We start from the raw sequence: 12,986 nt of genomic DNA on the forward strand, positions 1-12,986 counted from the left end.
AATACCTTGATCCAATGAAAAACAGATGCTCACTTTTATCCTCAGTTATTTTTACAATCCTGTCCTTTTCACTCTTAAACGCACAACAAACAGATCCTGCCATAAGCCGGGCATCTGAAAATGTTGAAAAACAGGTTATAGAATGGAGAAGGGATTTTCATCAAAATCCCGAGCTTTCCAACCGGGAATTTGAAACGGCAAAAAAAGTGGCAGCTCATTTGGAAAGCCTGGGAATGGAAGTACATACAGGAGTGGCCAAAACCGGTGTTGTGGGAATTTTAAAAGGAAACAAACCGGGAAAAGTGGTTGCGTTGAGAGCCGATATTGATGCCCTACCGGTTACCGAAAGAAATGACCTTCCCTTCAAATCTACCGTAAGAACCGAATTCCTGGGCACCGAAACAGGAGTCATGCACGCCTGCGGCCATGATACCCACACCGCTATTCTTATGGGAGTGGCAGAGGTGCTTTCTAAAAATAAAGATAAGATCAACGGTACGGTGAAATTTATATTTCAACCGGCAGAAGAGGGTCCGCCCCCGGGAGAAGAAGGTGGCGCATCGGTTATGATAAAAGAAGGCGTGTTGGAGAACCCAAAAGTGGATGCCATTTTTGGACTTCATATAAATTCGGGCACCCCGGTAGGAACGCTTCGGTATAAACCCGAAGGGACTATGGCCGCCGTAGAACGTTTTGTAATAAATGTTGCAGGAAAAGGAACCCATGGATCTGCCCCCTGGACCGGTGTTGACCCTATCCTTATTTCAGCAAAAATTATAGACGGCCTACAAACAATAATAAGCCGGGAATCAAAATTGGTAGACGGTGCAGCGGTGATCACGGTTGGGAAGATCACAAGCGGGGTTCGTTTCAATATAATTCCCGAAACGGCTGAAATGATAGGTACCGTAAGAACCCTTGATCCCGTTATGAAGGAATTGATCCTGAAAAGAATGAATGAAATGGTACCGGCGATTGCGAAAGCTTTTGGAGGAAATGCAACTATTGAATTCCAGAACAATACAGCGATTACCTATAACGATCCTGAACTTACCAGCCAAATGCTTCCTACTCTGGAAAAAGTAGCAGGAAAAGATAAAGTGGAGTTGCAAAAGGCAACCACGGGAGGCGAGGATTTTTCTTTTTTCCAGGAAAAGATCCCGGGATTCTATTTCTTCCTTGGTGGGCAACCCCTGGGAACAAAAGACGCTGCCCCCCACCACACCCCGGATTTCTTTATTGATGAAAGCGGGATGTTACTGGGCGTAAAAGTTATGTCCCAACTGGCCCTGGATTATTTGAACCAATAGTTTTGGCCTCAACTTAAAAGTATATATTAACTTTACAGGCTATTATAGCTTATATCAATATGACCGAAAATAATATCTTACAATTATTTTTTTACCTTTTACCGGCTGTGGTTGTTGGAGCTGTTTCCTTTTATTTCTTTAAAATGCACATTACCAATGAGGAAAAGCGCCGGAGATTTATACTGCGAAAGGAAAATCAAAAAGAAGCCTTACCCCTTAAACTTCAGGCGTATGAAAGAATGGCTTTGTTCCTGGAACGCATCTCTCTGGGTAAATTGTTGTTAAGGGTGAAACCCACTTCAGATAATGTTCAGGATTATGAGGAGCTGCTCACCCGCACTATAGATATGGAATTTGACCATAACCTGGCCCAGCAGATCTATCTTAGCGGAGAATGCTGGAACGTTATAAAAACCGCTAAAAATGCCACTATTGGAATGGTAAGAAAAGCTTCAAACAGGGAAGATGTGAATGATGCTGCAAAATTGCGGGAATTACTTTTGACAGGTTTGATGGACCAGGCCTCCCCTACAGATGCGGCTTTGGATTATATAAAGAAAGATGTAAGAAATATGATCTAGAAAAAGGTCCTCCAGAATTTTCGGGAGGCTTTATTCTCCAGGTCTTTCTCCCTGGCATATTCAAACCCCTGCTGCCACCATTCTTTCATAGCTGTTTTATTAAATACCAGGGAATTTTCTGTGAGCTGTACGGGGGTATAATAAGTGGTGAGCGTAACTTTTTTATTCAGGGCGGCCAGTTTCCCCTCTACCACATCGTGATATTCTACCTGATCGAGTAAAAACCCGAACAGGTTGATCATAAGGGAAAAAGGGTTTTTTCCAAGCACCTTATGGTATTCCATATTTTCGGCTTCAAGGATTATGGCATCAACTTCTTTGGCGCCGCGTTTTATGGCTTCCCGAATTGGCACCACACATCCCAGGCCGCCATCGGCATATTCCCAACCATTCTTGGTTGCGAGGCTCATAAATGGAATATAATTACAGCTTATCCATATCCAGTCGCAAAAATCTTCATATTCAAATTCGCTTATTGCTTTGTACTCTACCCTGTTTTTGGATAGATTGGAAACTGTAACAACCACTTCTTTGTTGCTTGATTTAAGAAGCTCAAAATCTTCAGGGGAAAAATGCTTTTTTATTTCCTTTCGGAGATTTTTACTCTCCCCAAAGGTCCTTTTCTGTTTAATAAATTGCCATAGGGTATTCCAGTAATTAATGGTCACATATTCCCTGCCGTCCTTTTTCTTGACTATAAATGGATTTACATTAAAGATCTTGTGTTGGGTAACATTGGTATAGATCTCGTAGATCTTTTGAATATTTCCAGCCGCAAGATGTGGTATAAGCAGGCTTCCGGTAGAAGTACCCAGGAAAATGTCATATTTCTTCCCCTTTTGCTCAATTAAATATTGAGCAACCCCTCCTGCAAAGGCTCCTTTACTCCCACCTCCAGATATTACCAATGCCCGCATTAAGGTTCAATTTGATTCAATTCGTCGTCTTTTAATTTTCCGAAGCTATACCCGGTTTCCCACCAGCTTTCCATCTTCTTTTTATCAAAAATAAGGGAATTGGTTGTTAAAACCGTGGGTGTGTAATAGAAATTAATAATAACATCTTTATTGGCCGCGGCAAACTTTCCAATACGTATGTTTTGATGTTCTATCCTGTCCAGCACAAAGCTGAAAAGATTGATGATAAGCGCAAACACATTTTTTGAAGGCATACGGTTAAAATAGGTTACTTCGGTTTGGAGCACAATAGCATCGATCTCTGTGGCCCCACGTTTAATAGCTTCTTCAATGGGTACCATAGATCCCAGGCCGCCATCGGCATACTCACAACCATTCTTCTGCACCAGGCTCATAAAGGGAGTGTAATTACAGGAGATCCAGATCCAGTCGCAAAAATCATCGTACTCAAAATCCTTTATGGATTTGTACTCCACTTCATTGAGTGACAAATTTGAAACGGTAATAACAATATCTCCCTGCCGGGCACGCAGCTCCCTGAACTCATTCTCGGTCAGGGATTCGCGAATTAGGCTTTTAAGATTCAGGCTTTCACCAAAGGTTTTTTTTCCCTGTATGAAATTGCGTATCACATTAAAATGATTGATGGATATCTGGTCATAACCATGCACCCGCTTAATTACAAATGGCAGGTTGCTAAAAATGCTGTTTTGATCTACAGAAGTAAAGATATCCTTTATCTTTTGTGATTTATTCAAAGCCAGATGGGGGATCAACAAACTTCCTGTAGAGGTACCCAACAATAGATCATAATGTTTCTTTTTTTCTTCTATCAAATACTGGGCAACGCCTCCTGCAAATGCACCCTTACTGCCACCACCTGAAATTACCAATGCCCTCATTCGGGTAAATTTAATTAGATCTTACGTTTATTTGCTCTTTAATCTGGCACTCAAAAAAGTTTCATCCCTGGGGCTCATATTTACTTTAAGTTGAGAATATCTTTCAATATACTCAGGTTGCTTCAGCAACTCCGCCAGCAATTTTCTGGAATAATCCCGAAACCTGGTGTTGTGATGTTGTCCCGCCTTTACGAGATCGGTTAAATTTTCATCATCAAAGGCATTGAGCTGATATAAATACCCAAAAGCATTCTGTCTTACTTCAAACGGGTAATATTCCCGGGTGTAAGAACCCAGTTCATTATAATACACCGCAAGGTCATTTTTAGCAGTTTGAGGTGAGACAAGGTTAAGTACTAACCAGAGCATTCTAACATTCTTGTTGAAAAAACCCTCAATATTGGCGGTTTTTTCTATCCATCTTCCCGCCTCTTCGGGATACTGCATCCATAATTTCAAAAGCGCATACTCTACAGTGAAATAGGAATCATCATTTAGCAGACTTACAAAATCCCCTTTTAACTGTGGCGGAATGTTTTCAATACTAGATGCGATGGCCTGCCGTACATAAAGGTTCCCGCTCTCAAAGGCCTTTTTATAAAGAGCTTCTACCCCGGGGCCGGTTTGGCCGGCAAGCTGGTACACTACTTCCTGGCCAATATAATCATTCACAGGAAAATTAAGGGTACGGTTCAGCTGTTCCTTTTTATTCTGATATGGGAGCTCCCTTAAAGCCGCAACTTCCATATAATTCCTTATAAATTGCGACTTTTTCAAGGAGTTAAGTGTTTCTGTTCCCTGAAAAGCCGACTGTAGCAACCAGCCTGAAACAAAATCACTAAGATCCTGCCCGGAAGCTTTTTCAAACTCCCGTATAAGGTCATCTGTACCTGCATTTCCAAATGCATGCGCATTTAAATAATTTTGTACTGCTTCTTTAAAGGCCCTGTCCCCTACTTTCTCTCTTAAAATATGCAACGCCCAGGCTCCTTTTTGATAATAGGTAAGCGAACTTGATTTCAGGCTTAAAAGGGCTTCTCCTTTCCCGCTGTCACTTAAAGCTTTAAGTTCCTCTGCACTCTGGTAGAGATTCCAGTAGTAATAATCGTCGCCAAAAACCTGTCTTTCGGCCAACAAAGCGTAATAAGTTGCAAACCCCTCCTGTAACCAATGATGCTCATCACTTACAGAGGTCACATAATTTCCAAACCATTGATGCGCAAGTTCATGGGCATTAACCTTTACATAATTAATGTCATTGTAGCCGGTACCATCTACCACAAATGAATTGGAAAATATGGTTGTACCGGTATTCTCCATTCCCGAATACAGGAAATCCTGTACGGGGATCTGCTTATAGTTTTGCCAGGGATAAGCCACTCCAATTTCGGTTTCCAGGAAATCAAAGATCTCCTTGGTATGCCTGTAAGTAGGTTCCGCTTTTTCCCGGTCCTTGGGTTCAAAATAATTTGTGACCGGAATTCCGGAACCTGTTGTGATACTTCCGGAATCATATTTACCTGCAGCCATTGCTACAAGATAGCTGCTCATAGGGGCATGCATAGTATATTCCCATTGGGTTAAATTATTATTTACAGCTGTTTTGTTTATTAAGCTTCCATTGGACACGAGGGTATATTCCTTCGGAAAGTTCCAGGTTAAATTGAAGATCACTTTTTCACCCGGGTTATCAAAACTTGGCAACCAGTGTGACGTGAACCTGCCCTGTCCCTGGGTCCAGACCTGCCGGGAAACTTCAACTTCTTCGGCAATATCCCAGTTTATAAAATACATGCTTTGCCGGGGGACGGCCTTATAGCTGAAAGAAATAATATTTTCGGCAGAAGGTGTAAAATTGGAAATTAACCAAAGTCTCTGGTTGTCATTCCGGAATTCCACCTCTTTCCCGTTCAGCAGAACATTTTCAAAGATCATATTCCTCGCATCCAAAAAAACAGAATCTGCCGGTTCAAACATCTCCATTTTTACCCTTACATTCCCTGAAACCGATTTTTGATAGGGATCTACAGTAATTTGTGCCGCGATCTCTTTAAAATCTACCCTGGAAAGCTGCTGTCCGCTCAAATCTATTTGCGCGTAACTCATTATGGGAATCAGGAAAAGGCACAGCTTAAAAAATGTAGGCATAGAAGAAATTAGATTATACTGCAAATTACAAAATAAGGTTTTAATAACTCATATATGCAGTGGGGAAGCAAATTTGTGATCAAAACGTTGCCGGGAGATACATTTATTTCTAAAAAATAATTTTAAATCAAAAGATTGAATGGTAAAAAAAGGCATTTTTGATATCTTCGTTTTATGAGTGCAAACCTGTTGCAAACCCCTATTGATTATCTTAAAGGCGTGGGGCCCAACCGTGCCGACCTGCTGCGGAAGGAGTTGGGAATTCAAACATACCAGGACCTTATCAATTTTTTTCCAAACCGGTATCTGGATAAAACCCGTTTTTACAAGATCAATGAACTGCAACAGAATACTGCAGAAGTACAGGTAGTTGGGAAGATCGTACACCTTAAAAGTTTTGACCAAAAAAAGGGAAGCCGCCTTGTTGCCGATTTTATTGACGAAACGGGAAAAATGGAGTTGGTATGGTTTCGGGGCCAAAAATGGATAAGGGAAAATTTAAAACTTAACACGCCTTATGTCATTTTTGGAAAAACCAATTGGTTCAATGGCATGTTCAATATGCCCCACCCAGAAATGGAATTGCTGGAGGAACACGAGAAAAATCTTCGCACCGCCATGCAACCGGTGTATCCTTCTACTGAAAAACTTACAAAAGCGGGAATCACAAACAGGGTTATTAATAAATTAATTCAGCAACTTTTTATTGAGACCCGCGGAAATTTCTATGACACCCTTCCGGAAAATATAAGGACCGAATTAAAATTAATTTCAAGGGCCGAGGCCATGTTCAATGTACATTTTCCGAAGAGCCAGGAGCTGCTCGCAAAGGCACAATTTAGATTGAAATTTGAAGAATTATTTTATGTGCAATTGCAACTTTTGATCAAGAATTTAATTCACAAGCAAAAAATAAAGGGCTTTGTTTTTGACCAGGTGGGAGAAAATTTTGGGGAGTTCTACCAGGAGCATTTGCCCTTTGAATTAACCGGTGCACAGAAACGGGTGATCAAGGAAATTCGTGCCGATCTTGGGAGCGGTGCCCAAATGAACAGGTTGCTTCAGGGGGATGTGGGTTCCGGGAAGACCATTGTGGCGCTCATGTCAATGTTAATAGCACTTGACAACGGTTTTCAGGCCTGTTTAATGGCGCCTACTGAAATTTTGTCAGTACAGCACTATAACGGGTTATTGGATTTATGTAAGGAATTGAAAACCAGTATATACCTTCTTACTGGTTCAACCAAAACTTCAAAGAGAAAAGAAATTCATGAAAAACTGGAAAACGGGGAAATAAACATCCTTATTGGAACACATGCACTGCTGGAAGACAAGGTGAAATTTCAAAATCTGGGCCTTGCAATTATAGATGAGCAGCATCGGTTTGGGGTTGCCCAACGCGCAAAATTATGGCATAAAAATGAACTGCCTCCACATGTTTTGGTGATGACGGCCACCCCTATTCCGCGAACTTTGGCAATGAGTTTATATGGCGATCTTGACGTCTCGGTAATTGATGAATTGCCTCCCGGAAGACAGGAGATAAAAACGGTTCACAGGTTCGATAGTAACCGCTTAAAAGTGTTCAAATTTATACGGGATGAGATCGCAAAAGGAAGACAGGTTTATATAGTTTATCCATTAATTCAGGAATCGGCCAGCATGGATTATAAGGATCTCATGGATGGCTATGAAAGTATTGCCCGGGAATTTCCATTGCCCGAATTTCAAATTTCAATAGTTCACGGGCAAATGAAACCTGCAGATAAGGATTATGAGATGGATCGGTTTGTCAAAGGGGAAACCCACATCATGGTAGCCACCACTGTTATTGAAGTGGGCGTAAATGTTCCCAACGCCAGTGTTATGATCATAGAAAGTGCTGAAAGATTTGGCCTTTCACAGCTGCACCAGCTAAGGGGTCGCGTGGGCCGGGGAGCAGAACAGAGTTATTGCATCTTAATGACCGGTCATAAACTTTCTGAAGATGCGAAAACAAGGCTGCAGACGATGACCGGCACCAGCGATGGCTTTGAGATCGCAGAAGTGGACCTTAAACTTCGCGGCCCGGGAGATCTTATGGGAACCCAGCAAAGCGGTGTTTTAAATTTAAAGATTGCCGATATTGTAAAGGATAACCAGATCTTACAGCTCGCCCGGGCATATGCGAAACAGCTATTAGCAGTTGATCCCGCAATGACAGATCCCCGGAATAAAATGGTAAGATACACGTATGATCAGTTGGCTACCCATAAAAATATTTGGAATTATATCAGCTGATACAGCATTCCTGAACATTCTCCCACGTGGAATTTGGAGAAATTACTTTGATCTTTACTTAACAAACTGGGGGAAATCACCCAATTTTCCCGCACATCCGTTTTTCTTAGCACTTCATCGAAAAAATTGGATGTAAATTCCTACAATTAGTTGGAATTTTTCCTAATTCCTACACAAATCCCTTACAAAAATCCTGGTATTTTAACACTCACTTGGCATTTTGGCGTTGATACAGGATCGATGTCGACTTTCTGATTATCAGGAAGTTAGCAGCCGGTTTTTGGCGTAATTTCAGGTATACAAAATTATTAATCTAACAAATATTAATTATGAAAAAGTTATTTTATTTAGGGTTGCTGTTCATAGGTGTGACTGCCTGTTCAGTAGAGGATGCTGTTCATAATGAGAACAACATTCAAGAAGTCAATTTACTTTCTTATGACGGGGAAGTAGATTGCGGAGAAACTGTTATATGGCCTTTTGGGACAATGGATCATGGATGGGTAGAAGCGAAAGTCGTGGGAGATAATCTCTCTGTTCAAATCTTTGCGGGTGATGGTAAATCTTATAATCAATCTCGGGTTGAAGTCGCCACTGAACCTGAATATTTTCCATTAAAAGGTGGTGGGTTACCTCCAGGACAAATTCAGGAACGTGATCATTTTGATAATGATCCTTATCTTTTCCCTCTTAGCCTGTTTGGGGACGACTGTGAAATCTTTATCGCAGCATGGGCAATTATCACTCCTGGAGGCTCAGAGGCCGATCATTGGGCAGGAAACCTTGAATTTGTAGAAGGCAATCCAAATCGTGGACTATACTTCGCATATTGCTTCGAGTGCGAACAGGATGAACCTGGAGATGTTTGTGAGTCTGCATATGCTTATAGTCCTAATCCTACCGAAACACTTGTTGCACGCTACGGTGGAAGACCTTCCAACCAAAACTGGGGATGGTTTAATTATGTAGACATTGCAGGGCCTGGCCAATACGAAACTTTAGACATTTATGCGGCCGCAGGACAAAACGATATATCCAAAGGAACTTGGGTAGGTACTGTAAGAGTATATTATGATGGATCTACAACCTTTTATCCAGCAGACGATTTCTCCTTTTCCAACATACATGTTTATATAGGAGAAACAATGCCAACAACAAGGCTGGCTCCCGGGCATTTTGAAAGTTCATCTACCGCAGTTTCCGGTGGCGATTTTTATGTTATAATTCATCTGGAAGCTTGCGCTGATGAAGAGGATTGGGATTAATCTCACATAATTTTATAATACAAAAAGGGCTTCGGCCCTTTTTTTTGTATCATTTCTTCGCTTAATAAAAAATACTCTTTATGGGGGTTTTCCCGTATTTTTCCCGTTTATCGGTCGATTCAGATTCTTCATCGGGGATTTGTAAAAAATTCCCTACAATTTTGGGCTTATTTTGTGTTTTTCTTACAAAGTATGCCTACAATTAAATTGCCTCACGCAGCGAAACAGGTTCATTCACCCCAATTTAATTTCTTCTTAACGAGAATACTGTGTATCAAATAGTTAGAAAACCTTATTATCCTAATTTACGGTATAACAAAAAATCTAATCATTATGAAAAAATTACTTTTATTAAGCCTGGTAGCAGCGGCCCTGAGTTCCTGCTCTGTAGAAAATGAAGCCATGGACGCTTTGGACGGTATTCGTGAAATAGATCTTTCTTTTGAAGATGAGATCTGCGGCGAAGAAACTTCCCATTGGTATGGGGACCTTGGGAGTGTGACGGTTTTCAATGACCGTGAAAATCTTATTGTTCGTATAATAAGTACAGATCCAGAAGGCCTTCAACAGGCGAGAGTAGAAATTGTAGATAATTTCGGGGACTTTCCGGCCAATGGCGGCGGTCAATTACCTGCGGGACAAATGGGCGAAGTATCGCATGTGGGTGGAGAGTGGTACACGCAGTTCTCTTTTCCACTTTCCAATTTTGCCAACTTCGAGGATAATTGTTTGCTTATCGCTCCCTGGGCAATCTTTAAAGGCAATGGAGGTACACACTGGGCCGGAGACCAAACCGCAGGAAATGAAAACAATCCCTGGCGATACTTTGCATTCTGCATCCAGGATTGCCCTCCCACCGAGGAACCGCCTGTAGTGATATGTGAGTCGGCTTATATGTACAGTGATGATGATAGCACATTAAATAAAATATATCCCAAGCCCGCAAACTGGGGTTGGTATCTTGAGTATGATGTAAGTAATGCAGAGGAATCCTATCCTTTATATGCCGCTGCGGGTCAAAATGAGATATCCAATGGATATCATGTTGGAAATGTTTTTATCCACTATGATTCAAATGGCAGTGTATATGCAGAAATAGTTATGCTGGGAGACTATGTCATCATGGGGCAACACACCTTTGTTGGGGATGCACTGCCTTCCGGGAAACGTCCGGGACCGGGCCAATATACCAATACAGGCGATATGAATGATGATGGGAAGGTATTTATCATAGTACACGCAGAAGTTTGCTGGGAAGAAGATTAACTATGAAAAACTGTGGAAAATTAAAAAAAGGGCTTCGGCCCTTTTTTTAATGCCCAATATTTTACTCACCAAATTAGAACCGGATTAAAATTTATGGATTCCCGTAAACTTTGACAATCAGCACAATAGGGGAAAACACGTATTTCATGTATTTGGTCGATTAATTTTTCATTCTCAACGAGTATTTGAGAATTTGTGATTGAGCAATTAGATTTTCAGGTAATTTCACATTATTAATACTAAAAACCTACTAATATGAAAAAACTTACTTATTTGTTATTCCTTGCTATAGGTGTAACTGCGTGCAGTGTTGAGTCAATTGATTCCACTGAAAATTTATTAACTGCTGATATGAAATTTAAATCTCAGAGTTCAGTCACTATAACTCCTCCTGACGGCGTACTGTGTGCAGGAGAAGAATTGACATTTTCGGTATCGGTTACAACTGATAAGCAATTTCAGGTACAAATGTTAAACGATGATTTAGCTGATTGGGATCAAGTTCACCAGGAATCCCAAGGTCAAACTGGTTCGAAATATTTTAATGTTATATTGGCAGAGGGAGAAAACACCTTCCGTTATACAAATCAAAGTGGCGGAGGCTGGACATATTACTCTACAACCTTTACAGGAATAGACTGCAGCGACTGCGATAATTCTCTTGTAGTTGATTTTGTTTGTGAAGAAACGAAAACCGCTACCTTTACATTTACTGCTGTTGAAGCTGGACCAATTGTTATTCAGGGTGGTTTATCCGCTAATGCTGAAATTACTTCACAAAATAGCAATGTTTTAGAGAGTGTTTGGCATCAATCCACTGGGGGACCTTCTAGCGTAACTCGTTGGGTAGGTGAAGTAGATGCCTGTGAAGAGGTTACTATCACCATCATATTTACAGGTGGAAATGGAATAGGCGAATGGACAGCAAAAAGAGGAGAGGATCTATTAGGTTCTACTGACGCTCAGGAATGTAATTAAACCATCAAAAAATTATAAAATTAAAATATCAACAAGGGCCTTCGGGCCCTTTTTTTATGCGCTATACCCAAACAGGATAAATAAACCCAACTAATTATCATATCTCTAAATAATTTTTATAATATTTTATTATATCGTAAATATTTAATGTTATTAAAATGATATATTCATTATATTTACCTTAACATAAAAACCTACTTATGAAAAAACAATTTTACCTGTTAGCCCTATCCCTGGGGCTGATTGGGTGCAGCGTAGAGTCTAATGATTCCGCTGAGCAACTTCTAACCGCTAATGCAGAATTTGAGATCCTGCAATCTTATGAAGGGATTACCAATCCCGGATTTGAAGTGAATTTTTACGATCTCGTTCAAAAACACAAAAATGACCCTACGAAGGATGTAACTCTTGGGCGTGTTTTCATCTCAAACGATTGCACGAACCTGCTTGTGAAAATTGAAGGAACAGATGTGGGCAATCTTGGCCTGTATGGATCTCAGGAAGAATTTCCCGCTAAAAACGGATCTAATGAGAATGTTGATGGCAACAGTCTGGAATTCAATGAAACCACTACCCCCTCCCTTTATTGGGAATTCCCGCTGGCAGATCTGGGAGAAGAGGTATTTGTTTTTGTCAACGCAGGGGATAAATCCTGGGGTGGGGATACCTCCTGGGGTAATGCGCTTTACTTTAAATATACAATAGACGTAACTTCCTGTGCCGATGCCTGTACCAACGGGATGGGCTGGTGGAAAATTAATTTTGAACTCTGGCCGGGAGCAGGCAAAAACCTTGGAAATGTATATTACACCAATGAGCAACTTCTTGCAATTTTAAACTCCCCGGTAAAGGGTAACGGATTGATGAGTCTTTCCCACCACCTTATTGCCACAAAATTAAATATTGCCAATGGTTCTAATCCAACAGATGTTGCTGCTGCTGTCCAGGCTGCCGATGCCCTGATTGGTAATGTAAATGTTTTCACCGGAAATATTAAAACCAATCTGGTAGGTAGCATTAAAGAAGCCCTGGAAAATTATAACAATGGGATTACAGGTCCGGGAAATTGTGAAGAAACAGAGGAATAAATTCTAACTTCCAAGTTTTAAGGGCCTTCGGGCCCTTTTTTTATTTCCAATTCCAATATTTACATCATAAAACAAAAATCTAAGATCCAACCCCGTTCCTCCTATCACCAACCAAATACTACACTACTAGATTATTACTCTTCCCTATATCAAAACAAACTAACGGTTTTCCCCCATTTTTGTTCTCAAACTACAATCTCCCGGTAATGACTGTTTTATTAATATTTTGAATAATCTGTAATTATGTGAAT

Annotated in this window: 10 protein-coding genes; 7 read left to right on the forward strand and 3 right to left on the reverse strand. The window is 40.7% G+C overall.

Going from position 1 to position 12,986, the window contains the following annotated elements:
- Window positions 1-14: 14 nt before the first annotated feature.
- On the forward strand, window positions 15-1,310 hold the full coding sequence (locus tag FK178_RS07305; protein ID WP_146832874.1) for an amidohydrolase: 1,296 nt from the start codon (window positions 15-17) through the stop codon (window positions 1,308-1,310).
- A gap of 59 nt (window positions 1,311-1,369) precedes the next feature.
- Complete coding sequence (locus tag FK178_RS07310) at window positions 1,370-1,891, forward strand: DUF7935 family protein (RefSeq protein WP_146832877.1); 522 nt, start codon at window positions 1,370-1,372, stop codon at window positions 1,889-1,891.
- On the opposite strand, the gene FK178_RS07315 is transcribed toward FK178_RS07310, so the two are convergent.
- From FK178_RS07315 to FK178_RS07325, 3 genes are read right to left on the reverse strand one after another with little or no spacing between them, the layout of a single operon-like run.
- Complete coding sequence (locus tag FK178_RS07315; RefSeq protein WP_146832880.1) at window positions 1,888-2,808, reverse strand: patatin-like phospholipase family protein; 921 nt, start codon at window positions 2,806-2,808, stop codon at window positions 1,888-1,890. The genes FK178_RS07310 and FK178_RS07315 overlap by 4 nt on opposite strands.
- Window positions 2,808-3,710, reverse strand: coding sequence for a patatin-like phospholipase family protein (locus FK178_RS07320; RefSeq protein ID WP_146832883.1), 903 nt, complete (start codon window positions 3,708-3,710; stop codon window positions 2,808-2,810). Before FK178_RS07320 ends, FK178_RS07315 begins: the two co-directional genes overlap by 1 nt.
- 27 nt (window positions 3,711-3,737) lie before the next feature.
- On the reverse strand, window positions 3,738-5,816 hold the full coding sequence (locus FK178_RS07325) for a M1 family metallopeptidase (protein ID WP_146832886.1): 2,079 nt from the start codon (window positions 5,814-5,816) through the stop codon (window positions 3,738-3,740).
- Between the two features lie 216 nt (window positions 5,817-6,032).
- Between FK178_RS07325 and recG the strand changes: the two genes are divergently transcribed.
- The 5 genes from recG to FK178_RS07350 all read left to right on the forward strand — a co-directional run bounded on the left by recG (window position 6,033) and on the right by FK178_RS07350 (window position 12,735).
- Window positions 6,033-8,138: an ATP-dependent DNA helicase RecG gene (recG, locus tag FK178_RS07330; protein WP_146832889.1), complete on the forward strand. Its 2,106-nt coding sequence runs from the start codon at window positions 6,033-6,035 to the stop codon at window positions 8,136-8,138.
- 353 nt (window positions 8,139-8,491) lie between these two features.
- Entirely contained in the window at window positions 8,492-9,403 is a 912-nt protein-coding gene (locus FK178_RS07335) for a hypothetical protein (protein ID WP_146832892.1), read from the forward strand.
- Window positions 9,404-9,736: 333 nt separating this feature from the next.
- Window positions 9,737-10,669, forward strand: a complete 933-nt coding sequence (locus FK178_RS07340; RefSeq protein WP_146832895.1) for a hypothetical protein — start codon at window positions 9,737-9,739, stop codon at window positions 10,667-10,669.
- Window positions 10,670-10,924: 255 nt separating this feature from the next.
- Entirely contained in the window at window positions 10,925-11,647 is a 723-nt protein-coding gene (locus tag FK178_RS07345) for a hypothetical protein (protein WP_146832898.1), read from the forward strand.
- A 200-nt stretch (window positions 11,648-11,847) separates the two neighbouring features.
- Window positions 11,848-12,735, forward strand: coding sequence for a hypothetical protein (locus tag FK178_RS07350; protein ID WP_146832901.1), 888 nt, complete (start codon window positions 11,848-11,850; stop codon window positions 12,733-12,735).
- The last annotated feature ends 251 nt before the right edge of the window (window positions 12,736-12,986 follow it).

This window comes from Antarcticibacterium arcticum, from assembly GCF_007993795.1.
GTDB classification, from domain to species: domain Bacteria; phylum Bacteroidota; class Bacteroidia; order Flavobacteriales; family Flavobacteriaceae; genus Gillisia; species Gillisia arctica.

Bases quoted from the DNA above. Each gene is read 5' to 3' on its own strand.
- FK178_RS07350 (WP_146832901.1), top strand. From the start codon at position 11,848: ATGAAAAAACAATTTTACCTGTTAGCCCTATCCCTGGGGCTGATTGGG.
- FK178_RS07340 (WP_146832895.1), top strand. From the start codon at position 9,737: ATGAAAAAATTACTTTTATTAAGCCTGGTAGCAGCGGCCCTGAGTTCC.
- FK178_RS07315 (WP_146832880.1), bottom strand. From the start codon at position 2,808: ATGCGGGCATTGGTAATATCTGGAGGTGGGAGTAAAGGAGCCTTTGCA.
- FK178_RS07325 (WP_146832886.1), bottom strand. From the start codon at position 5,816: ATGAGTTACGCGCAAATAGATTTGAGCGGACAGCAGCTTTCCAGGGTA.
- FK178_RS07310 (WP_146832877.1), top strand. From the start codon at position 1,370: ATGACCGAAAATAATATCTTACAATTATTTTTTTACCTTTTACCGGCT.
- FK178_RS07320 (WP_146832883.1), bottom strand. From the start codon at position 3,710: ATGAGGGCATTGGTAATTTCAGGTGGTGGCAGTAAGGGTGCATTTGCA.
- recG (WP_146832889.1), top strand. From the start codon at position 6,033: ATGAGTGCAAACCTGTTGCAAACCCCTATTGATTATCTTAAAGGCGTG.
- FK178_RS07345 (WP_146832898.1), top strand. From the start codon at position 10,925: ATGAAAAAACTTACTTATTTGTTATTCCTTGCTATAGGTGTAACTGCG.
- FK178_RS07305 (WP_146832874.1), top strand. From the start codon at position 15: ATGAAAAACAGATGCTCACTTTTATCCTCAGTTATTTTTACAATCCTG.